The sequence below is a fragment of the Pseudoalteromonas sp. Z9A4 genome (assembly GCF_011378845.1).
GTDB classification, from domain to species: Bacteria; Pseudomonadota; Gammaproteobacteria; order Enterobacterales; family Alteromonadaceae; genus Pseudoalteromonas; species Pseudoalteromonas arctica.
The window spans coordinates 20,121-42,499 of the sequence record NZ_WTLA01000015.1 but is presented as its reverse complement, the minus strand read 5'-3'; the positions used below and the strand labels follow the sequence as shown (position 1 = coordinate 42,499).

General features: G+C 39.8%; 25 protein-coding genes. 11 read left to right on the top strand and 14 right to left on the bottom strand.

Annotated features, from left to right (window positions below; genetic code table 11):
* Positions 1 to 48: 48 nt before the first annotated feature.
* A complete protein-coding gene (locus GQR54_RS12095) occupies positions 49 to 927 on the bottom strand; it encodes a DMT family transporter (RefSeq protein WP_197193212.1) in 879 nt (292 codons plus the stop codon).
* A 239-nt stretch (positions 928 to 1,166) separates the two neighbouring features.
* Here GQR54_RS12095 and GQR54_RS12090 point away from each other — a divergent pair, with 239 nt between their 5' ends.
* Complete coding sequence (locus tag GQR54_RS12090) at positions 1,167 to 1,550, top strand: MAPEG family protein (RefSeq protein ID WP_166377882.1); 384 nt, start codon at positions 1,167 to 1,169, stop codon at positions 1,548 to 1,550.
* A 74-nt stretch (positions 1,551 to 1,624) separates the two neighbouring features.
* On the opposite strand, the gene GQR54_RS12085 is transcribed toward GQR54_RS12090, so the two are convergent.
* The 3 genes from GQR54_RS12085 to GQR54_RS12075 all read right to left on the bottom strand — a co-directional run bounded on the left by GQR54_RS12085 (position 1,625) and on the right by GQR54_RS12075 (position 4,012).
* Positions 1,625 to 2,833, bottom strand: a complete 1,209-nt coding sequence (locus tag GQR54_RS12085; protein WP_166377880.1) for a M56 family metallopeptidase — start codon at positions 2,831 to 2,833, stop codon at positions 1,625 to 1,627.
* Positions 2,834 to 2,842: 9 nt separating this feature from the next.
* Positions 2,843 to 3,217, bottom strand: coding sequence for a BlaI/MecI/CopY family transcriptional regulator (locus GQR54_RS12080; protein ID WP_166377878.1), 375 nt, complete (start codon positions 3,215 to 3,217; stop codon positions 2,843 to 2,845).
* Positions 3,218 to 3,319: 102 nt separating this feature from the next.
* Positions 3,320 to 4,012, bottom strand: coding sequence for a pseudouridine synthase (locus GQR54_RS12075; protein ID WP_166377876.1), 693 nt, complete (start codon positions 4,010 to 4,012; stop codon positions 3,320 to 3,322).
* Positions 4,013 to 4,121: 109 nt separating this feature from the next.
* Here GQR54_RS12075 and GQR54_RS12070 point away from each other — a divergent pair, with 109 nt between their 5' ends.
* Positions 4,122 to 4,427, top strand: a complete 306-nt coding sequence (locus tag GQR54_RS12070) for a DUF6482 family protein (protein WP_024589642.1) — start codon at positions 4,122 to 4,124, stop codon at positions 4,425 to 4,427.
* A 40-nt stretch (positions 4,428 to 4,467) separates the two neighbouring features.
* On the top strand, positions 4,468 to 4,875 hold the full coding sequence (locus tag GQR54_RS12065) for a GNAT family N-acetyltransferase (protein ID WP_165722702.1): 408 nt from the start codon (positions 4,468 to 4,470) through the stop codon (positions 4,873 to 4,875).
* A 10-nt stretch (positions 4,876 to 4,885) separates the two neighbouring features.
* Here the strand turns inward: GQR54_RS12065 and GQR54_RS12060 are convergent, their stop codons facing one another.
* The 8 genes from GQR54_RS12060 to GQR54_RS12025 all read right to left on the bottom strand — a co-directional run bounded on the left by GQR54_RS12060 (position 4,886) and on the right by GQR54_RS12025 (position 11,006).
* Positions 4,886 to 5,242, bottom strand: a complete 357-nt coding sequence (locus GQR54_RS12060; protein ID WP_166377874.1) for a HopJ type III effector protein — start codon at positions 5,240 to 5,242, stop codon at positions 4,886 to 4,888.
* A gap of 21 nt (positions 5,243 to 5,263) precedes the next feature.
* Positions 5,264 to 6,367, bottom strand: a complete 1,104-nt coding sequence (locus tag GQR54_RS12055; RefSeq protein WP_166377872.1) for a retroviral-like aspartic protease family protein — start codon at positions 6,365 to 6,367, stop codon at positions 5,264 to 5,266.
* 28 nt (positions 6,368 to 6,395) lie between these two features.
* Positions 6,396 to 7,103, bottom strand: a complete 708-nt coding sequence (locus GQR54_RS12050) for an HAD-IA family hydrolase (protein WP_166377870.1) — start codon at positions 7,101 to 7,103, stop codon at positions 6,396 to 6,398.
* A gap of 10 nt (positions 7,104 to 7,113) precedes the next feature.
* Positions 7,114 to 8,058, bottom strand: a complete 945-nt coding sequence (locus GQR54_RS12045; RefSeq protein WP_166377868.1) for a tyrosine recombinase XerC — start codon at positions 8,056 to 8,058, stop codon at positions 7,114 to 7,116.
* Positions 8,055 to 8,666 carry a DUF484 family protein gene (locus GQR54_RS12040; protein WP_166377866.1) on the bottom strand — a complete coding sequence of 204 codons (612 nt, stop codon included), beginning with the start codon at positions 8,664 to 8,666 and terminating at the stop codon, positions 8,055 to 8,057. Before GQR54_RS12040 ends, GQR54_RS12045 begins: the two co-directional genes overlap by 4 nt.
* Positions 8,663 to 9,493: a diaminopimelate epimerase gene (dapF, locus tag GQR54_RS12035; protein ID WP_166377864.1), complete on the bottom strand. Its 831-nt coding sequence runs from the start codon at positions 9,491 to 9,493 to the stop codon at positions 8,663 to 8,665. The genes GQR54_RS12040 and dapF overlap by 4 nt, the downstream gene beginning before the upstream one ends.
* 64 nt (positions 9,494 to 9,557) lie before the next feature.
* Complete coding sequence (gene lysA / locus GQR54_RS12030; RefSeq protein WP_166377862.1) at positions 9,558 to 10,811, bottom strand: diaminopimelate decarboxylase; 1,254 nt, start codon at positions 10,809 to 10,811, stop codon at positions 9,558 to 9,560.
* Positions 10,812 to 11,006 (bottom strand): lipoprotein, encoded by a 195-nt coding sequence (locus GQR54_RS12025; RefSeq protein WP_166377860.1) that lies wholly within the window; start codon positions 11,004 to 11,006, stop codon positions 10,812 to 10,814. It lies immediately after the preceding gene.
* 341 nt (positions 11,007 to 11,347) lie between these two features.
* Here GQR54_RS12025 and cyaY point away from each other — a divergent pair, with 341 nt between their 5' ends.
* The 8 genes from cyaY (at position 11,348) to add (ending at position 21,022) form a co-directional block, all read left to right on the top strand.
* The gene (cyaY, locus tag GQR54_RS12020) at positions 11,348 to 11,671 is read left to right on the top strand and encodes an iron donor protein CyaY (protein WP_002960979.1); all 324 of its coding nucleotides are present in this window, start codon (positions 11,348 to 11,350) and stop codon (positions 11,669 to 11,671) included.
* Positions 11,668 to 12,324: a dienelactone hydrolase family protein gene (locus GQR54_RS12015; RefSeq protein WP_007580555.1), complete on the top strand. Its 657-nt coding sequence runs from the start codon at positions 11,668 to 11,670 to the stop codon at positions 12,322 to 12,324. Before cyaY ends, GQR54_RS12015 begins: the two co-directional genes overlap by 4 nt.
* 22 nt (positions 12,325 to 12,346) lie before the next feature.
* A complete protein-coding gene (locus tag GQR54_RS12010) occupies positions 12,347 to 13,234 on the top strand; it encodes a DUF2914 domain-containing protein (protein ID WP_166377858.1) in 888 nt (295 codons plus the stop codon).
* Positions 13,235 to 13,269: 35 nt separating this feature from the next.
* Complete coding sequence (gene hemC / locus GQR54_RS12005; protein ID WP_166377856.1) at positions 13,270 to 14,208, top strand: hydroxymethylbilane synthase; 939 nt, start codon at positions 13,270 to 13,272, stop codon at positions 14,206 to 14,208.
* On the top strand, positions 14,209 to 16,050 hold the full coding sequence (locus tag GQR54_RS12000; protein WP_010554569.1) for a uroporphyrinogen-III C-methyltransferase: 1,842 nt from the start codon (positions 14,209 to 14,211) through the stop codon (positions 16,048 to 16,050).
* Positions 16,047 to 17,156 carry a heme biosynthesis HemY N-terminal domain-containing protein gene (locus GQR54_RS11995; protein WP_166377854.1) on the top strand — a complete coding sequence of 370 codons (1,110 nt, stop codon included), beginning with the start codon at positions 16,047 to 16,049 and terminating at the stop codon, positions 17,154 to 17,156. The genes GQR54_RS12000 and GQR54_RS11995 overlap by 4 nt, the downstream gene beginning before the upstream one ends.
* A gap of 50 nt (positions 17,157 to 17,206) precedes the next feature.
* Entirely contained in the window at positions 17,207 to 19,894 is a 2,688-nt protein-coding gene (locus tag GQR54_RS11990) for a CHASE domain-containing protein (RefSeq protein ID WP_166377852.1), read from the top strand.
* A gap of 126 nt (positions 19,895 to 20,020) precedes the next feature.
* Positions 20,021 to 21,022: an adenosine deaminase gene (add, locus tag GQR54_RS11985; protein WP_024592609.1), complete on the top strand. Its 1,002-nt coding sequence runs from the start codon at positions 20,021 to 20,023 to the stop codon at positions 21,020 to 21,022.
* A gap of 58 nt (positions 21,023 to 21,080) precedes the next feature.
* On the opposite strand, the gene GQR54_RS11980 is transcribed toward add, so the two are convergent.
* Together GQR54_RS11980 and fre are read right to left on the bottom strand one after the other, a co-directional pair.
* The gene (locus GQR54_RS11980) at positions 21,081 to 21,491 is read right to left on the bottom strand and encodes a CBS domain-containing protein (RefSeq protein ID WP_007580571.1); all 411 of its coding nucleotides are present in this window, start codon (positions 21,489 to 21,491) and stop codon (positions 21,081 to 21,083) included.
* A gap of 168 nt (positions 21,492 to 21,659) precedes the next feature.
* Positions 21,660 to 22,373 (bottom strand): NAD(P)H-flavin reductase, encoded by a 714-nt coding sequence (fre, locus tag GQR54_RS11975; RefSeq protein WP_024589658.1) that lies wholly within the window; start codon positions 22,371 to 22,373, stop codon positions 21,660 to 21,662.
* Between the last annotated feature and the right edge of the window lie 6 nt (positions 22,374 to 22,379).

The following is a 22,379-nucleotide window of genomic DNA, read 5'->3' as shown; positions in this document are numbered from 1 at the left end:
AATTATGAATAGCGCAGGTATAAAAGCCTGCGCTTTTTTATGTTGCCATTAATTCGGCAACATAACCAAAACAGCGGCAATGGCTATGAGTATTAAGCCTGCAGTATCTTGTTTTTTAAGTGGCTGCTTTAACCAAAGTACGGCAATTAGCATGGTAAAAAATACTTCAACCTGTCCAAGTGTTTTAACGTAAGCAACATGTTGTAAGCTCATTGCACTAAACCAGCCAATAGAGCCGATACAACTAAAAACACTAATAGCGGCTGTAGTGCCTTTGTAGTACCACAATTTACTGAGCGTTTGCGGCTCTTTTAATAATAAATAGCCCAGTAGTATTAGTGTTTGTAAGCTAATTACAAACAGCAAAACCCAAGCGGCTGAGTGTGGGAATAATAATCCTGAATTTAAGCTCGCTTCACGTACCCACAGTGAGGTAAGTGCAAAGCAAGTACCACAAGCAAGGCCTAATAATGCCGTTTTAGCATTAAAGTGTTTAACGCTTGTTATGCCGCTGAGTAGCAATACGGCAATAGCGCCAAAAAACACACCAAGCCAACCGAGTAAAGAAAGTGCCGAGCCAAAAAATAATACACCTAAAATAGCAGCCACTAACGCCTCGCTTTTGGCAAGACCAGCACCTACGGCGTAATTATTCATTTTAAATAACTTAACCATTAAACCAGTGGCAAGTATTTGCATCACACTTGCGCCTATAATAAATCCCCAAAAGGCATTATTAAACGTAGGCATGGCGGTATCTTGATATTGATAAAGGCCATATAAATACACGGCAGCAATAGGGCCTGCAATAATAAAGCGAGAGAGGGTTACGCCAGCCACACTCACATCGTTACTTAATTTACTTTGCAAGGCATTACGCCATGCTTGCATAAAGGCGGCTAAAAAAGTGAAAAATATCCAGGTCATGGTCGTCATCGTTAAAATGTAAGGCAGTAAAGTTAACAAGCTTTGTGAAGTAAAGCGATGCATTAACTATGATGTTGAATATTCATCATCTGCGACATTATGTCGCATGGGTTTGAGGATATATTTAGCTATAGTAAGCCTGATGTTATTGTTAGCCGCCAGCGTTTGTCATAAAACGTATCTGGCGGCTTTTTTATTGCGCTTATGCTAAATTATCCGAAACATCAAAAGGATAAATTATGACAACATTAGTTGTATGTGCATTACTTGCGGTATTAATGCCTTACTTTGCAAAAGTGCCGGTTGCTATAGCAATGGCAAAATTAGGTCGATACGACAATAAACATCCAAGGGCGCAACAAATAAAATTAACCGGCTTTGGTGCACGGGCGCTCGCTGCTCATCAAAACTGTTTTGAATCGCTCGCTGTTTTTGCTGTCGCTATTGCAGTTGTACTGGGCACTAACTCTGTAGGTGCAGTGACCGAAACGCTAGCGGTTACGCATATTGTGTCGCGTATTTTGTATTGCGTTTTTTACTATATGAACCTAGATATAATTCGCTCATTAGTGTGGTTTATTGGTTTGGGTACAGCCATATCCATGATTGTGGTGAGCTTATAACTTTATGGCGTAAAACCACAAAGCAAGCAGCCTAAAAGGGCGCTTGCTTTGTAGTCTTGAAAAATCTAATAAAGTTAGTGCGATACTTTAATTCGCTCTATTAAATCGGTATTAGCAACTTCATTGTTTATTGCAAAATCGAGCTGTACAAGTACGTTTTGATAACCCATTGATGAGGGTTTGTATTGCCACTGTCTTAGCGCCTTTTTAGCTTCACGGTCAAATATGGCTTCAGGCTTTGCACTAACAACAGAAACATTAGCGGTTTCACCATTGGGAGTTATATCGTACTTTAATACCACTGAGCCGCTGATGCCTTGTTGAGCTGCTTGTATTGGATAAAGGGGTTCAATACGCATTGTCGGTGAAATGTGATCCTCTTTAGTCATTGCCTCTGGTTGCTTTGCAATCGCTAATCCACTTAGCATACTTGCGGCTACAAGTAATAAGCCACCTTTAGCAAGCTTTGAACGCTCCCCACTGTGTTTTATATTAGTTAGTCGTTGTAACATGGTTTTTTTATCTCCGTAGTGTGAATAAGCCATAAGCCCTGTGGGCGCATTTGCCGCGCAGTTTATTAAGGCTTTGCTATATAAAATATGTTGTTGTGTGGTTTTATTGCTAAGTACCCGTTCATCACAAGTCAGCTCTTGTAGTCGGCGCATGCTTGCGTAACAAACCCAAGCTAGTGGGTTAAACCACAGTAAAATAGTAGGCAGTAATATAAGTGCGTTTGTTAGGTTGTCTTTGCGTTTTATGTGTACGTTTTCGTGCTCTAAAATAAGCGCTAATGTGGCTTTATCAAACTGGGTATTGTAGTTACTCGGTAACACCAGCTTGCTGTTTAAAATACCGACCACCATTGGCGTGGCTACATGTTGGCTGGTATAGACATTAATACCAGTGGCAAGAGTACCTTCAAATTGGATTAACTCAGTTAACTGCAGGCTTTTAACAAAGCGGGTATGCGTAATAAAGCTAGCTATTAATAACCCTGCGGTAATAAGTACATACATGAGCGCCCAGCTAATACCCATTTCATGTGTAAAAGGCTGGTTAGGGGTGATTAAGTAATGGCTAATATTGCTATTTTGCAGTGGTTTAATCGCATTTGGTAAATTAGCAATAACCAATGCTGCAGGTAATAGCCATGCTAATTTATATACAAACCGCGAGCCAAGGGCTTTTAAACCAAATCGCTCGAGTAAAATAAATCCACAAAACAAAATGCTTAATAGTAATTGCTGCTCAATCAACCAATTAAAACTAGTTTGAATAACCATGTTAATCCCTTACTTTTGGTTTTTTTCCCAGTCATCTATAACTTTTTTAAGCTCGTTTATATCTTGCTGAGAAAGCTGCTCCGATTTAGCAAAGCCGCTTACAAGTGGCGCAATACGTCCACTAAAAAAGCGCTCAATAAAGTTTTGGCTTTCTTTTAAGGTGTAGTCGGCGCGCTCCATACACGGCATATAAATATACTGACGACCTTCTTTTTCAAATGTAAGTGCGCCTTTTTTTACTAGTCGACCTAGTAGGGTTTTAATGGTTTTTTCGTGCCATTGCTTATCGTCGCTTAAGCGCTCAATTATTTGGCTCGCGGTGGCGGGGTAGTTAACCCAAAGTGCGTCGAGCACGTCAAACTCTGCTTTTGATAACTCAATCATGCTATTGCCTACAAATGTAATCTTTAATTAAAGACTACACCTGTAATCTGTAATTGCAAGTTTATTTTTTAAATTTTTGAGATGTAATTAAGTGACTTGGTATTAGATTTTTGAAATATCGTTTTTATTAATTTGTATATATTGGTTTTCAGGTAGGTTTAGTTTTGAAAGGGTGAGGTCACTAAATTGCACTCTAGATAAATCAATTACTTTATATCCGCAGTAATGCGCCATTTTACGTATTTGTCTGTTTAGCCCTTGTTTTAAAATAATACTAAACTGATTGCTGGCTATTTTATTTACTTCACAAGGCAGGGTTATGTGTTTATCAACGGGTACGCCTGCTGCCATTTTTTTACAAAAAGCATCGTCTAAAGGCTTATTTACGGTGACTAAATAATGTTTAGGCTGGTGGAAGTCAGGATGTATTAGTTGATTACAAAAATCCCCATCGTTGGTCAAAATAAGCAAACCGCGAGAGTCTTTATCTAATCGACCAATAGGGTAAACGCGGGTGAGTGTGGGCAAATGGTGAATAAGGCTGGCTGGGTCATCAATATTTAATTTGCAGTCAATACCTACTGGTTTGTGGTACGCAAAATAAACTAAATCGGCAGCACCTTTAATTTCTTTTTCATTCACTATTACAATGTCTTGCTCATCAACGTGATCTATATGATTCGCTGGGCGATTATTTACAGTCACCACACCTTCATCAATTAAACGCGATGCCTGTTTACGAGAACAAATACCTGCATGGGCAATATATTTAGCGAGTCGGATTTTTGTGCTCATAACGTGTGACGCCAGCGGCTAATAAAAATTTGATCGAGATTATAGCAAAGCTGCGTATCGATAATGTTAAATAACCAGAACTCAGGTTAAATATAAAAAGGTAGCCAAGATGGGTATTAAATTTTCACAGTTAAAAAAGCACGAGCCGCTACAAAAAGTCATTGTTCACTCGTTAGATATGGCGCTTTATCAAGTATCAGTAATGATTAATAACGTTGAATACTATGTAACAGAAGACAGCGGTGAGTTTTTAAGAGCGCTAAGCCCACTGCATGTTCAAAAGCGTTTTGACAAAATAGCGTATGCCGAAATGGTACTGCGCCAAACAAGCGCTTACGACGAAATGTGCGGTCAGCCAGAAAAAACCGGTAGCAATATGCTTGAAGTACCTTACGGTAAAAATAATCTTTATTGATTGAGCTAATTTGCTAGTATCTGCTTTTTAAGGGCGATAAATGTATCAATTAAAAGTAGATAATACCGATGCGTTAAACTCAGCGCTTCGCGCACAAATGGTTGAATTTAACGCCCAGCATTTTGATGCGCAAAGAGTGCCATTAGGCTATAAATTTACTGATGAGCAAGGCGAGCTTGTTGCCGGTATTAGTGGGTGTGTGTTTGGAAATTGGCTGATGATTAGTTGGCTTTGGTGTAGCGATAGTGCACGAGGTAAAGGGCTTGCAGATAAATTGCTAACGGCACTTGAGCAAGCTGCTATTGAGCTAGGAGCAACAACTGCTCAGCTTGATACACTTGATTTTCAAGCAAAACCTTTTTACGAAAAGCGCGGTTATAGTGTTAAGTATCAACTTAATAATTACCCACGCTCAGGTACGCGTTACTTTATGGAAAAGCCACTTTAATTTTTGCTGGCTATTTTTCTTTTAGTGGCTCGCCTTCAAAGGTAATACCTAAAAAAGGTGTTGCCTCTGGTGCTAACATAAAAGTGCGAATATTTAGGTGATCATCGCCTTTTGGGTTTTGCAGCACGTCTTGTCGGTAAAACTTACCAAAGCAATCTAACGTATTTTGTTTACTTAAATCGTTTAATTTAGCAAACGCAAAAATTTTACATGAGCCGTTGTTCTCACTCGCAGCGCTAAGTAATCCATGGTTATTAAAGCCACATGCAGTAAAGTCGTAATTTGCTTCAATCACCGCCATTGTATCGGTAAATTGAATGCTTTTTGAGTTTTCTGCAAGTGCTTTTAAATAGTTATTTAGTGTCATGTGTTACCTTTGGATTTTTAATTATTTAGCGCTCAACTCTAGCTCATCTGTTTGCTGATTTATATTGAATTTAAATCGCGATAAAAAGTTCATCCCTAGCAAACCTTGTCCGCGTGTGTTTTCAATGCTCAACACTTCAAAACCATAAATAATTTGCGAGCCCACTTTAAACGATTCAATTTGATAACGTTTTACAACAATTTGACCATTCGCTGTATTTACCGTTACATCGCCTAAATACAAAGGCTGTGGCGAAATTTGCTCAATTATACTTGTAGGTAGTGAGGTTACGCTTGCGCCTGTATCAATCATTAATTCGGTCGATAGATTGTTATTTATTTCGGTGTTTATTAAGTAATGCGCGCCGTAAGGCGTTAAAGCAACAAAGTCGTCTTGCGATTGCGCTTTATTGATCATAGCTTGCAGTGTTTGCACTTGGCTTTTTAGATTGTGCTGGTTTGCCATTCGATCAAGGGTTGCTTGTGCGCTAATTAAATCGCCTTGCTGAAAGTAGGCGTACGCAAGCGGATATAAAAACTGCGCGTTATCGCTTTTATAATCAAGCCAAATTTGTGTTTGCTCAATAATAGCTTGCCAATTTTGTTGCTCAGTTAATGTGTGTAATTCGTTTTTAGTGAGCGTATTTAAACGTGTATTTACGTTGTTTTGCTGATCAGCAGGTAGTAATGAATTCAGCTCAAATAAAGCAATAATGGCGTTTTGTGTTTGCTCGCTATTTATTAAATACTCAACCTGTAAATTAAGTAATTCTACGTTATAAGGGCTGTTATTTAATAGCGCATTGAGAAATGACTCGCTAAGTAATAAATTGCTATTTAGCCATATTTTAAGCTGCACTAGCCACGATGAATAAAGTTTTTTTGCACTTTCTGGATTGCTGTTTTTGAGTTGTTGATAGCTACTAAGTGTGGCTTCAAATTGGTGTTGTTTAAATTGCTGCTTTGCCGTATTTAGTAACGTATCTTGTTGTTTAGGCGATATGCTTTGCTGGGCACTTTGCGTTTTTTGTGGTGTAGTTAACGCAGGCTGCGGCCATAATAAATAAGCGTTAAGGCTAAGCGAGCCAATTAATAGCAAGGTGATTAGCTTGGTATAGTGGCTCATTGTGACCTCTTATTTTTAAACGAGTAGGTTATTTAATAAAGTGCGTTAAAGCATGGATGTTGACTATTTCAATATCAGCCAGCCCTTTATAAGCATAATTGGCGCCTTGATCGTTTAACCATACCGATTGGCAACCGGCATTATTTGCGCCTTGTACGTCGGTATCTAGGCTATCGCCAATGTGTAAAATTTCACTTTTAGCAACGTTTAAATGTGTGGCTGCTTTATCAAATAAGGTGCTGTGAGGTTTTGCTTTACCGTGCATACCTGCTTGCAGTACGAGTTCAAATTTATCGTGTAAGTTAAAGCGTTCAATTTCAACGTTACCGTTAGTAATCGCAACAAGCGTAAAGTGTTTGGCTAGGTTATCTAGTAAGTTTAGTACGTCATCGCTTACGACTATGTTGCTGCGCGCATCGGCAAAGGCGTTATAGGCGGCATTTGCATGGCGCTCTACTTCATCTGCGGTAAACCCAAGTTTAGAAAGCGCTAAACGTAGGGTGTGTTTGCGCCATTTAGTTACATCATCCGCGAGATCTGGGTTTTGTATTACGGCAAGTTCTCGGCATAGTTGCCAGTACTTTGGACCTTGCTCTTGATAGCCAGGTAGTGCGTTTAAATAATTTTGTTGGGCTTTAACGGCTGCTTTTATAATAGGGTGGTTACTGTATAACGTGTCATCTAAATCAAAGCTCATGACAGAAAATGGCTTAATAGCACGATTAAATCGGATCATATTTATTTTCCTAATCAGTTCGTTTTTTTGCGCGAGGGTGGGTGTTGTCGTACACCTTGGCTAAATGTTGAAAATCTAAATGTGTATATACTTGTGTAGCCGACAAACTGCTGTGCCCTAGTAATTCTTGCACGGCGCGTAAATCACCAGACGATTCTAAAATATGTGACGCAAACGAGTGGCGCAACTTATGCGGATGAACCTGCGAGCTAATGCCTTGTTTTATTCCCCACTCTTGCATGCGTAGGCGCACTTGGCGAATAGAAATACGTTTTTTTTGGCTACTTAAAAATACTGCTATTTCATCGGGCTTTGCAAACTGAGGGCGTATTGTGAGCCATTTTTTTAATGCATCTAACGCTTTTTTGCCCACCGGAATTAATCGCTCTTTATTGCCTTTACCACGCACTAAAATTTCGCCATTGGCAGCACTAATATCTTGCATGTTAGCGCCAACTAACTCGCTTATACGCAGCCCTGATGAATACATAAGCTCCATCATTGCTTTATCTCTAATTGCGAGAGGTTCGTCGTCGGGTATTTCGAGCAAGCGTGCCATTTGATCCACATCGAGATTTTTAGGTAGGGGCTTTGCAAACTTAGGACCTTTTATACCCACCGCCGGATTATGGTAATGCGATTGCTCGGCAATATTTTTTGCTTTTAAAAACTTATACAAACTACGAATACAACTGAGCTTTAAGCTAATTGTACGGCCACTTAATTGTTTTGATCGCAGTGCCATGCTGTAGCGGCGAATATGTTCGCCTTGTACGCCAAACCAGTCATCACATAGTTTGCTAAAATAAAGGGCTGCAAAGCCAAGCTGGCTTACATATTGGTTTACGGTGTGCGCTGAATATTGTTTTTCAAACTTTAAATAATCGCTAAATAGCGTTATGGGTGTACGCCAATTGTCGCTTAACTGGGTAGTATTAGGCGCATCGTCACTCATGCTAGTTTTTGCAACCGCAGGTGTAATGCGTTTATAAAGTCGAGTACAAAGAGGTTATCTTGAGCGGGCTCAAAATGGTTTACGTTACTGCTACCAAACGCCAAAATAGCGATAGGGTGTTTAGTGTCGCCAATTAAATAAATCGCGACAGATTGTGTATCTTCACTAAATAATAATTCGCGCTCTTGCTGATTAATACGCCCTAAATAATGCCCAGAATGAGTAAGGCGATGTGAAATAAGTTCGTCGTAATCGGGATTATATTTCACTAATTTGCAGTCGTTAACATCTTCACTTGAGCAAATTATATTGCGTAGATTATTTGCAAGAGCGTTAAAATCGTCATGATTCCAAAGCTGGCGATGACACTGGCTAAACAAACGATATACAAGCTCGTTTTGCGATGCATGCTTGCTCATAGCGTCTATTTGGCTTTTTAAAAGCGTGTTGTGCTCGCGTAATTGGCGTTGCTGAATATGTACCAGCGACGTTGCACCTTGAGCTTGCTGTTGCAGCTCAAGTTGTGCGAGTAGCTCCGGGTGTTGAACCAAAAAATCAGGATGTTGATGTAAGTAATCAATAACCTGTTCTTTACTTAGCTCGCTCATAGCGCTACTTGCCCGTCGAACACATGTTCTGCGGGGCCAGTCATGCGTACTGGGTGACCTTCGCCACTCCAACGTACTTGTAAGCTACCGCCTGGTAAATCTACTTGAACAGTTGTTGATAACTTATTTTGCATATGACCAATCACCATTGCTGCACACGCACCTGTGCCACAGGCTAGGGTTTCGTTAACGCCGCGCTCCCACACTCTTAATTTAATGTGTTCATGCGATACAACTTGCATAAAGCCAATGTTCGCTTTTTGCGGAAAACGTTCGTGGTTTTCAAGTAATGGACCCAATATATCAACTTGCGCGGTGGTTACGTCGTCAACTTCTAGCACGCAATGCGGGTTACCCATAGATACCGCGCCACTAAATACAGTGTGTTCTTGCGTTCTAATAATATAAGTAAGCTCACGCTTGCTCGCTTTTAAAGGGATTTTACTTGGCTCAAAATTTGGATGACCCATGTTAACCGTTACTTGACCGTCTTTTTCTATGTAGAGCGTTAAGTTGCCCGACTTGGTCGACACAGTGATTTTATGCTTGTTAGTAAGGCCCTTCATACGTACAAAGCGGGCAAAACAGCGTGCGCCGTTACCGCATTGTTCTACTTCGGTACCATCGGCATTAAATATTCGATAATGAAAGTCGAGATCAGGAGAGTACGGCGCTTCAACCATCAGCAATTGGTCAAAGCCAATGCCAAAATGGCGATCTGCCAGTTTTTTGATTTGATCTCGCGACAAAAAAACATTTTGTGTAATGTTATCAATCACAACAAAGTCGTTGCCTAAGCCGTGCATTTTGGAAAAATTAACTAACATAGCGCTCTAATTCGGTTTTGCTCTGTGCTAATCATGCCACAGAGCAGCTAGTAGACAAAAACGTTTATGGTAAAACTTTCTCACCTTGATAAAGGCTTTCAATAGTTTCGCGTTCACGAATAAGATGATGCTGCTGACCATCTACCATTATTTCTGCAACACGCGGGCGCGAGTTGTAGTTTGAACTCATGGTAAAGCCATATGCACCAGCACTTCGCTGTGCGAGTAAGTCGCCTTGTTTAAGCGCTAGTTCACGATCTTTTCCTAAAAAGTCGCCGGTTTCGCACACCGGACCCACAATATCAAAGTTGTGAGTAGGTGTTTCGTCGTCGCGAACTGATACCGGAATGATTTTCTGCCACGCTTGATAAAGCGCAGGGCGAAGCATGTCGTTCATACCTGCATCTACAATGGCAAAAAATTTGTCTTGGTTTTGTTTAATAAATTCAACTTGAGTAACTAAAATACCTGCGTTAGCTGCAATAGCGCGCCCTGGTTCAAAAATTAGTTCAAGGTGTTTATAGTTAGCTAAGCGCTCGGTAACTTGCGCTGCATATTCACTTGGGTGCGGTGGTTGCTCATTGTTATATGGCACGCCTAAACCGCCACCAATATCTAAGTGAGTTAGCTCAATACCGTTGGTTTTTAGCTCATCAATAAGCGCCATGAGTTTATCAAGGGCTTCTAAAAATGGTCTTACTTCAGTTAATTGAGAGCCAATATGGCAATCAACACCAATAATTTTTAAACCAGGTAAAGCAGCTGCTTGTTGATAAACACTTACAGCAGTTTGTATATCAATACCAAATTTATTTTCTTTTAAACCAGTAGAAATATACGGATGTGTTTTTGCATCTATGTCGGGGTTTACGCGAATAGAAATAGGCGCTTCTAGGTTAAGCTCGCAAGCCACTTCAGAAATACGCTCAAGCTCAGAGGCTGATTCAACGTTAAAACATTTAATGCCCAGTTTTAATGCGTAAGCTATTTCGTCAGACGTTTTCGCCACGCCCGAAAAAACAACTTTAGAAGCATCGCCTCCCGCTTTAATTACACGCGCAAGTTCGCCTTTGGATACAATATCGAAACCCGCTCCTAAGCGCGCTAATATATTAAGCACGGCTATATTTGAGTTTGCTTTAACGGCGTAACATACCAAGCTTTTATGATTTTTAGTGGCGTTAGCAAACGCTAAATAATGGCGTTCAAATGTAGCACGCGAGTACACATAACACGGCGTGCCGTATTGCTGCGCTATGCTTGCCACACTTACGTCTTCGGCAAATAATTGGTTGTTTTTGTAGTTAAAATAATCCATTTATTGCTCCTGACTTTGCGATGTTTTGACTTGCTCAGCGGTAGTGGCTGGTTTAGCTGTATTTTGAGGTTGGTTGTGCTCTGTTTGTTGCTCTGGTAAATATAACGGACCGCTTTGTCCGCAGCCAGCTAAGGCGCTTAACAGTACAGTGCTTATTAATAGTTTTTTTAATTGTAAGGTATGTGTCGCTTTCATTAGATTAATACGGTTGCTGGCTTTATAATCGCAGAGTAACAGAATATCTAAAAAATGCAGCTATTCGCGGATGATTTTATTCCTGTTACACTAGGACTTGTTTATCTCTCGAGGTTGAATTTGCGCTGCCCGTTGGGTTCGTCCTAGGAACGATTTACTCTTTGTTGCTCGGTTTTAACTTAGTCCACTAGGTTACAAATCTCGCGCCGCGATTAAATCGCCCCTAGATAGAACAAATTTCAATCCTGAAAGGTTAACAGGCCCTAGCTGCACATTTTTAAAGCTAATTCAAAGCTAAAACGTACCCAATATTAGGCGGCTCGCCTGCAAAGGAAATAACAATGACTGAACACGAATATCACCAATTAGCCGAAGCTCTTATGTTCACTATTGAAGAGCAGGTTGATGATTGCGAAGCTGATTTAGATTACGAATCGGCACAAGGTATTTTAGAAATTATTTTTCCTGATAAAAGTAAAATAGTGATTAACAAGCAAGCACCTCTTCATCAAGTATGGGTTGCGACTAAGTTTAACGGACATCATTTTGAAATGCGTGATGGGTTATGGATTGATAACCGTTCTGGCGCTGAATTTTGGGCGTTTATAAATGAAGCCTCAACTCGCCAAGCAGGCCAAGAAGTTAAGTGGCAATCATCACTATGAGTTTAGAATTTGTAGAATATGCAGCCCAAAGTGAGCACAAAGCAACGGTTATTTGGTTACATGGTTTAGGTGACTCTGGGGATGGTTTTGCGCCAGTAGCTCCGCAGCTTAATTTACCAAGTGAGCTTGGTATACGGTTTGTTTTTCCGCATGCGCCAGTACAACCGGTCACCATAAATGGTGGCATGGAAATGCGCTCTTGGTACGATATTAAATCTATAGAATTAGATAAGCGTGCCGATGAACAAGGCGTAAGGGATTCGGCTGCAAAGGTAGAAGAGTTAATTAATAAAGAAATTGCTAATGGTATACCTGCTAATAAAATTATTTTAGCTGGCTTTTCTCAAGGTGGTGTTGTGTCTCTGCATTTAGCGCCGCGCTTTGAGCAAAAGCTTGGGGGTGTTATGGCGCTTTCTACTTATATGTGTGTGCCGCAAAAATTTGCTGATGAAGCAAAGCATACTGATTTAAACGTATTTATGGCTCATGGTAGCCAAGATAACGTTGTACCGCATAGTGCGGGAAGAAGTGCGTTTGAAGTATTAACAGCACATAACATGGATGTAAGCTGGCAAGAATACCCAATGGCTCACCAAGTTTGCGCAGAAGAATTGCAAGCTATTCGCCAATGGTTAATTGCTCGTTTAAGCTAATTTTGGAACCGCTGAGGTTAATATGAGTCAAAAAATAGTTATTAAAGCAAATGTTAAACGCGAACTACAAGAGAGTGTACCAACGGTAAGCTACGAGTGGAATTGGCGTCGTATTGTGAGTATTGCTATGTTGGTATTAATGACCTCTGCAGCAGTTGTGTATGGCTTAACAACGTCAGCCAGTGCAGAGCAAGGTGAGCATCCAAATGAGCAGGAGCAATTTTTAAGCTTTAGCAATAACGCTCAAAACCAGACAAACGTTGAAGTAACGTATGTTGAGCCTGAATCATCAGTAAACAATACCCATAATGAGCCTGAGCTTGTAAATAATCCCCCTGTTTTATTGGCTAACAACGATAGTGTTACTGAACAAAGCGAAAGTATTAATACAGAGTTAAACTCAAACCTTGATAATGATGTGCAAGAAGAAACCGCAGAAGCTCAAAACGTAGCTAAGCCAGCCAGTCAAAGCGACTTACTTTTAGAGTTAGAAAGTGATGATGGCGCATTGAGTGGCACTGAAGGTTTTTCGCCGACAGCACAAGTGGCAAGTGTGGCTTTGGGCGCGCAAATAGACACGGGTAAAATTAGCCGTGCGGTACTTACTCGTAAAGTAAGTAAGCGTGAGCCCACTAATGTGTTTGCTGCTGATATTCGATTAAGTCAGTTTGATGAAGGTGTATCGTTTTTTAGTGAGATTAAAAACCTTCAAGGCCAGCAAGTTAAGCATGTTTGGTCGTTTGAGGGTGAGACTATGGCTGAAATTACACTTAATGTTACTTCGCCTCGCTACAGAACGTACTCAACAAAAAATATCATGGACACACAGACAGGCCATTGGCGTGTTGATGTAGTTGATGAGCAAGGTAATTTAATTGCCCAAAAAGAATTTAGAATTTTAGCTGACTAAAACTAGCTAAACGCAGTAATTAATTGGATACCCCTATGACAGAAAAAACAAAATTAGTACGCATCGCAACGCGCAAAAGCGCCTTAGCACTTTGGCAGGCCGAATTTGTAAAAGCAGAGCTTGAGCGTTTTCATGCAGATGTGCGCGTAGAATTAGTCCCAATGTCGACGCAAGGGGATATAATTTTAGATACGCCATTGGCTAAAATTGGCGGTAAAGGCTTATTTGTTAAAGAGCTAGAGCAAGCTATGTTAGATGGCCGAGCTGATATTGCCGTGCATTCTATGAAGGACGTGCCAGTAGAGTTCCCAGAAGGATTAGAGCTGTATACTATTTGTGAGCGTGAAGATCCGCGTGATGCGTTTGTATCAAACAATTTTGCAAATTTAAACGAGCTACCACAGGGCGCCATTGTGGGTACTTCGAGCTTACGCCGCCAGTGCCAAATTAAAGCACTTCGCCCTGATTTAGATATTCGTGATTTGCGCGGTAATGTAAATACGCGTTTAGGTAAATTAGATGATGGCCAATACGATGCTATTATTTTAGCTGCAGCAGGGCTTATTCGCTTAGAAATGGAGTCGCGTATTGCTGACTACATTGAGCCAGAAGTGTCATTACCGGCAAATGGTCAAGGCGCTGTAGGTATTGAGTGCCGTATTGATGATGAAGTAACAAAAGCATTACTTGCACCACTTGAGCATACTCAAACACGTATTCGCGTAAATGCAGAGCGTGCGATGAATCGCCATTTAGAAGGTGGTTGCCAAGTGCCTATTGGTGCTTATGCATTAGTTGATGGCGAGCAGGTACATTTGCGTGGTTTAGTGGGTGCTGTTGATGGCAGCGAAATTTTACGCGACGAAGTAACTGGTCATGTAAATGATGCAGAAAAACTAGGCATTGAGCTTGCTAAAAAATTACTAGCTCAAGGCGCAGACAAAATATTAGCTGAAGTTTATAGAGACGCATAAATGACACATATTCTGATAACTCGGCCCGAAGGAAAAGGCGCAGCCCTTGCACAGCAACTTGAGCAAGCGGGTTATCAGGCGTCTTTATTTCCGGTATTAAAAATAACGCATTTAACACCCTCCAGCACTGAACTTAGTCCGCTGTTAAATGCAGATAAAATAATATTTATATCGCAAGATGCAGTCAGTGCACTTTCGCAATTAAAACCCGATATAAATACCAAAGCGCAGTTTTATGCGGTTGGACAACAAACAGCCGACATTATATATGAGCAATTTGGTGTGCGCGCAGCAGTACCAAAGCAGTATGATTCAGAAGGGTTACTTGCGCTCAAATCACTCGCCGAGGTTGATGGCAGTAATATAGTGTTAGTTAAGGGGCAAGGTGGCCGCCCTGAGTTAGCTAAAACGCTAAAAGAGCGTGGAGCTTTTTTAAATAATTGTGTTGTGTACAAACGTGAACCCACAGAGAGTATCACCCCTAACTGGACAGACCACTGGAAAAGCCAGAATGTACACGGTATAGTCATAACAAGTAATGCAGCAGTTGATGCTATATTTAAAAGCCTTACTGCACACCAACTACAATGGTTACAACAGTGCCGATTTTATGTTGCAAGCGAGCGGATAGCCGCTTATTTAAAGTTGCAACAGGTAAGTTCGGCTAATATACACATTGCAGCAGGGGCTAGCGATAATGCTATGTTTACCTGCATAAATCAGCAAGGTAGCAACATGAGCGAACAGTCAAAGCCAGTTACGGCAGAAAAAGCCACATCAACAATAGCTAACCCGGCCTCAGCTAAATCAGCTAAGCAAGAGCCAGCAGCTACAAAAAATACGACAGAAAAAAACAAACAAAAGGTAAGTAAGGTTGCAGCACTTGCGCTTCTTATTTCGTTAATTGTGGCCTCTGGTGTTGGATACGAGTTTTATCAAAAATTAAATGCTGGTAAGGCGCAAAACCTAGCCGTTAATGAGTTAAGCGAGCAAAATAAGTTACTCGTTCAAGAGCTGCAAGCACTTAAATCGGCGCAATCTAATTTGCAGCAAGCGCTGTTTAATAGTGAGAAAAAAGTAGCCGCAACCCTAAGTGAAAGTGCAGCTCAAAATCAGCAAGAACTAAAAGCAGCCCTGCAAAAAGCGCAGCAACAAGGCTCGTCTTTAAACCCACAAGAAGTAACCAGCTTACAGCGTATGGCTGAATTTAAACTATGGGCTGAAAAAGATTACCAAGGCACTAGTGCTGTTTTAAAGCGCTTAGATGCATTACTTAGCGAACACCCAGGAACAGTTGAAGTTCGCCAAGCTATTATGCAAGACATACAAACACTTGATAGCCTTAAACCTATAGCAACAGAGGCTATTTATTTACAGCTAAACAGTGCACTTAATAGCGTTGATAATTTAGTTTTTAATGCGGTTAACTTGCCAGAAGAAGCGGCTGCAATAGATGAAAATGCTTTAAGTGATGACGTGAGTGATTGGCAGCAAAACCTGAGTAATAGCTGGAATAAAATTGTGGATAGCTTTATTACTATTCGCCAGCACGAAGGTGTTTCCATTGAGCCATTACTTACAGATCAAGAGCGCCATTTAATTAATCAACGAATCAAGCTTAATATAACTCAGGCACAAGATGCACTTATGAGTAAGCAGGCGAGTATTTTCTTTAGCGCCTTAAGTGAAGCAAAACGTTTAGTTGGTGAGTACTTTAAGCAAGACGATGATGCAACCAAAACGGTACTTAAAGCGTTGTCTAAACTCGAAAAAGAGCAGCTTAATTTTAATCCAAAAATAACCTTAAATAGTACACAAAAGGTTAAGGAGTGGGCGCAATGATAGGGCTAATTATTTTAATTGTAGCTATTGTTGTTGTACTAGCGGTTACTCCATTTGTGCTAGATGAAAAAGGTTATGTACTTATTTCATTTAACAATACGACGATAGAAGGCACGATAGTATCGTTTTGTATAATGGCAGTCATTACCGCTGTTGTTTTATATTTAACATATAAGCTAATTCGCTACTTATTATCGATTTATCATAATACTAAACATGGCTTTTTTGCACGTAGCCAAGAGCGTAAACAAGCAGCGATTGAACAGGCGTTGTGGAGTGCTATTAACGATGACTATGAGCATGTAGAGCAGGCTCTATCGGGTAATAGCGTACCAGATAAGTTTGAAGATATACGCTTAGCATTACTTGCAAAAGCAGCGCTTGCTAATAATCAAGCAGATAAAGCACTTGAGCGTTTATTTGAAATAAGCCCAGAGCATCAATTAAAAGTAGCAAAGCTATGGTTGGCAAGTGGCGACAGTAGTGCGATTGAGTCACAAATGCGTATTAGCGCAGAAGCTAAAAAAGCCACCGCACTTGAGTTAAAACTTTATGCAGAAGTATTAGTACAGCAACAACACTTTAGTGCGCTGGAAGATTTTTTGCCGCGTTTATTACGCAAAAAAGCACTTACTGATGCACAGTGGACGCAGTTATTTAGTGCCTACTTTAATGCGTTAGATGCAGACAATCTGAGTGAAAAATATAAACAGCTTCCTAAAAAGCTGCAAGCTCATGCACACACTGCCTATTTAATGCAAATGGCGCAAGCAGGTCAACTGGCTGTTATTGAGGGTGACCTAATTAAAATGGTTAAACACAACGAACAGCATGCGCAACTGGCTAATATATTAAGTAAAGCGACGTCTGCTGATGCAGCTAAACTGCAAGTAAGCATTCAAGATCGTCTTAAAAAAGATGATTCAAATAATTCATTATTACTTGCATTGGCTTGCCTGGCTAACGCGCAAGGTGATTATGACTTAGCAGCTAGAATTTTTGATAAAGCACTGAATATGGAAAATAAAAAACAGTTTTCTGAACAAGCTGTTTTGAGTTATAAAAATAGTGCACAGGCAGAAAAGGCACTCGTTTTATATCAATAAATGACTACACTATAGCTACTTAGCATTTTTGTAGTTCAGGAGCACAAGCTTTGAGAAAGTTTTTAATATTAACCCTTAGTTTGGCTTGTGCTTATTTTTTTACTGGGTATTTTAGTAACTCACTTCTTGCTGTTGATGGCTATGCGGTCGCCTCTTGGCCGCCCTCAGGAATTGCTTTAGCGAGCTTTTTAATTTGGGGACGTAAGTCATTTATTGGCCTTATTATTGGTGCTTTTTGTACTAACTTAATTCACCTTGATAACGCAGTCGATATTCTTCACTTTAATGTTTTTTTACAGGCCATTTGCGTTACTTTAGCCTCTGTTTTACAGGCTTGGGTTGGCCGTCAAATTATAGTAAATGTTATAAAAGCGCCACTGGACCTATCTTCTTTAAAACACAGTATACAGAGCTTAATAGTTGCAGGACCAATATGCTGCGTTATTGCAGCAGGTGTAGGAACTAGCTTATTAGCATTGAATAATGTGATCCCTATGCATGCTATTTTTGATAGCTTTATAGCATGGTGGATTGGTGACAGTATCGGTGTACTTATATTTACTCCACTCATGCTCGCAGCCTTTAATTACACGCAAGTACGCCACCGTATGTTGGTAATTTTACCTTCACTATTAATTTATATACTGATCAGCGTTAGTTTTTATGGCGCTGCCAGTGTTAAAAAAGAAAAAGACATTCAAAAGCAAGAAGCCAAAATACTTACTGTGCAAAATGCTATAAGCCAAAAGCTCGACGGTATTACTGCTCACTTAGGATTACTAGCGGCATATTTTGCTAGTAGTGATGACGTTAATTTTAAAGAGTTTAAACAATTTACTTCAAAGCAGTTGGACTATAGCCAAGAAATTTTAGCATTTGAATGGATACCTTATGTACCAGCAAATAAGCTCGCAGATTTTGAAATACATGAAAATACAGCCACAGGAAAACCTTTATACATAAAAGAAAAATCACTTGATGGAGGTTGGCAACCTGCAGGTACTCGTAGTAATTACTTTCCTGTAAAATATGTATATCCCTTAAAAGATAATGAAGGTGTTTTAGGGTTTGATTTAGCTTCTAGTAAAGTAAGAGGTGCAGCGCTTAGCAAAGCGAAAGAGCTTAATGAACTTGCGCTAAGTGAGCCAATTAATTTAGTCCAAAATACAGCCGAACAGGGTGTACTCTTTTTATATCCAGTTTTTGGCGAGTTGTCTACCGAAGATGATTTTCAAGGTTTTGTAGCAGCGATTGTCAGCCCTAAACGCTTATCGCAAACACTATTATTTGATCACAACAACTCAATTTCAGCCAGTTTTTTTGATACAACGATACCAGGGAAAAAGCAGCCAATTTATATGGCTGACATAAATAATTCGCAAACGCTTTTTAAAGAGTATCAATTATTAATTGGCAAGCGCATGTGGCAGGTCGAGTTATACGAACCAATAGTTAGAACGTCTTGGCTAGTTTATTGGCTTGCACAAATAGTGGGTATGTTATTTGTGTGGTTACTGATTACATTTTTGATTTCGGTTACTGGTACAAATATACAAATTCGCGAACAAGTGGCTAAGCAAACACGTACTTTACGTAAAGAAAAACAAAAAGCAGATGAAGCGAGTCATATTAAGGGACAGTTTTTAGCGAATATGAGCCACGAAGTGCGTACCCCTATTAACGGCATAAAGGGGCTGCATTATTTAGCGCTACAGCAAAACGATTGGCAACAAGCTAGGAGCTACATAGAGCAAGCAGATGGTGCATTAGGTGTTTTACTGCGGGTATTAAACGATGTACTCGACTTTTCAAAAATGGAAGCAGGCAAGCTAGACTTAATGCAAGAGCCTATTAATGTAGCGAGTTTAGCGGATGAAATGCTTAATTTACTTCAGTTTGAAGCTGACATTAAATCAATAAAGTTAAGTCTCGATTTTGATAAAACATCAAATTTGGTCATTGATACCGATCCAATCCGCTTAAAACAAGTGCTGCTGAATCTGCTCAATAATGCGGTTAAATTTACAGGGGAAGGTGAGATCACTCTGAAAATTTGGCAGTCGAAAAAAATGACTTACTTTAGTATTAACGATACGGGTATTGGTATTAGTAGCGAAGCACAAAAACAATTGTTTAAACCATTTGCCCAAGCTGATAGCTCAACCTCACGTCAATATGGTGGCACGGGCTTAGGGTTAAGTATTTGCAGAAAGCTGGTTGAGTTAATGGGTGGTGCAATTGATTTAGTCAGTTATGAAGGTAAAGGTTCTACATTTACATTTAGTTTGCCGCTTATATCGCCTTTACCAAAGGCAGAGCAAATTCAACAGCAATACGACGAAATAGATGTAAGTACCTTATCATTCGTAAACTATAAGTTACTTTTAGTCGAAGATAACCCACTTAACCAGCATGTTGCCAGTGCAATTTTAAAAACAAAAGGGTGTATTGCCGACATTGCTAATGATGGTTTTGAAGCCATAGAAAAGCTAACCGAAAATAGCTACGATATTGTTTTGATGGATATTCAGATGCCAAAAATGGATGGACTCCAAGCAACAAAAGTAATTAGAAATGACTTAGGGTTAATTGATTTACCAATAATTGGCTTGTCGGCGAATGCCCATGACGATGACGTTAAAAAGGCATTAGCCTCTGGAATGAATAGTTATATTACCAAACCTATTGATGCAAATACGCTTTTTAAAACTCTTTGGCATTATTTATCAAATAAATAAGTAACGTTATTTTTTGCACAAAAAGCAGACATATGACCGCTTAAACTTAACGCAAACCATATAGACTTGAAAAATAACTATATCTGCGTATCATGCGCGCAAATTTAACTAAACTGGGTTGCTATTATGATCAATAGAAAATTACCTTTGCTAGATATTCACCGTCATTTAGATGGTAATGTACGTGCGCAAACCATATTAGAACTTGGTCGTCAGTTTAATATAGAGTTACCTGCAGATAACGTTGAGGCATTAATTCCTCATGTTCAAGTTATTGACCCTGAGCCAAACCTTATGGCTTTTTTACAAAAGTTAGATTGGGGTGTCACTGTACTTGGCGACTACGATGCGTGTAGACGCATAGCGATTGAAAACATTGAAGATGCACAAGCACAAGGCCTTGATTATGTAGAGCTTCGATTTAGCCCTTACTACATGGCACAAAGCCAAGGTTTACACCCAGAAGGGGTTGTAGAGGCGGTTGTTGATGGTATTAAATCAGCAACAAAGGATGCAAATATAAAAGCTAACTTGATTGGTATTTTATCGCGTACTTATGGCGTAAAAACATGTCAAAAAGAGCTTGATGCTTTACTCGCATTTAAAAATGATTTAGTCGCTGTTGATTTAGCCGGTGACGAAATTGGCTTTCCTGGTGAGTTGTTTGTAGAGCACTTTAAACAAGTACGAAATGCTTATTTAGCTTCGACTATTCATGCTGGAGAGGCACTCGGTGCTCCAAGTATTTGGCAAGCAATTAATGAGTTAGGTGCAAGCCGAATAGGGCATGGCGTTAAAGCTATTGAAGATCCAAAACTAATGGATTACTTACGCGATAACCGTATTGGTATTGAGTCGTGCTTAACAAGTAATATTCAAACCAGTACAGTAAACGATTTAGCTAAGCACCCACTTAAACAGTTTTTAGATCACGGTATTTTAGCGTGTATTAATACTGATGACCCTGCGGTTGAAGGCATTGAAATTGAGTACGAATATACCGTTGCAGCACCTAAAGCGGGCTTATCTCAAGCTGATATGGAAAAAGCCCAAAAAAATGCATTAGAAATAGCATTTTTAAGCGATGGCGATAAAAAAGAACTTTCAGCAATCGTTAGCGCACGTTAACTCTATTTAATACACATTAAAAATGCCGCTTTATAAGCGGCATTTTGTTATCTGCAATTTAGTGTGTTTGGCAGCTCATGTAATTATCGTAAAGTGCTTTAAGTACATCTGCTCGGCTGATCATGCCGATTACTTTAACACCCTCTACAACAGGGTAGTTTTTTGGTTTACCGGGCTGCATTTGCTCTGCAAGCTCAATAATATTGGTATCGCCGCTAACGGTCACTACCTTTGTTTGCATAAGTTGCGATACTTTAACCATCCCATCACAAAAATAACTGCTTTGCGTAAGTGGTTTTAATAGTTCTTGCTCAGATATAAATCCGACTAGGCATTTATCTTTATCAAATACTGGTGCGCCAAGTAGTTTAAATTTTTGTAGTTCTGCTATGGCTGTTGTCATTTCTGTATCTGGTGTGATATTTGGCAACTTGCGTTGCATAAAATCTTTTACTTTTGTATTTAGCATTTGGGTCTCTCCCGCTGATGTTCTATACAAAGTATGGTTTATAGATAGGGATTTAGGAAATTGTTTATGTTGATGAGATTGATAGGTTTTAACTATTAAGTATTTGTTGTTATATAAAATAAAAGCACCGATTAGGTGCCTTTATTCATAACTGAAAGTTAATTTCAATTATTTGATAAATGCGAATGCATCTGCGTACATGTTTTCACGAATTGCACCATGAGTAATAAAGTCATCACGGACAATACCTATCATGTCAAAACGACCGGCCATATAAATATCGTATGGTTCAAGTGATACAATATCTTGCATTACCGCTTTATGTACATAGCCAGTGTGACCTTGCCAATTAGCAGATGGATTTTCTACCACAGGGATAAACTCAAAGTTTTTGTGGCTATCGGCCCATGTTTGCATTTCTGTATGTGCGTATAAAGCTGACTCTTCTTTTACACCCCAGTAAAATAATACAGGACGGTCGCACTTAATTTCAGCTAAGTGATCAGCCATTGATTTTGCGTATGAAAAACCAGTGCCACCGGCAAGTAAAATAATAGGGCGCTCACATTGCAGGCGCAACTGTGAAATACCCAAGCCAGCTTCAATGTCTACTAACTGCCCAGTGGTATGCGCGTTTCGTAAATGTTCCAGCGATTGCATTGCATACGAATCGGCACCTGACGCGCCAATATGCAGTTCTATTGCATCGCACTGTGAAGGGCGACTAGCTATAGAAAAAGCACGTTTGTCTTTTTCGCCCAATACGAGTTGCATGTATTGGCCAGCTTCAAAGGTCACAGGTTGTTGTGGCTTTAAAATTACTTTGTGAACAAATTCTGTAAGTGGGCTGATAGCTACAACTTCAGCTTTTAATGTTTGCATTTTTTA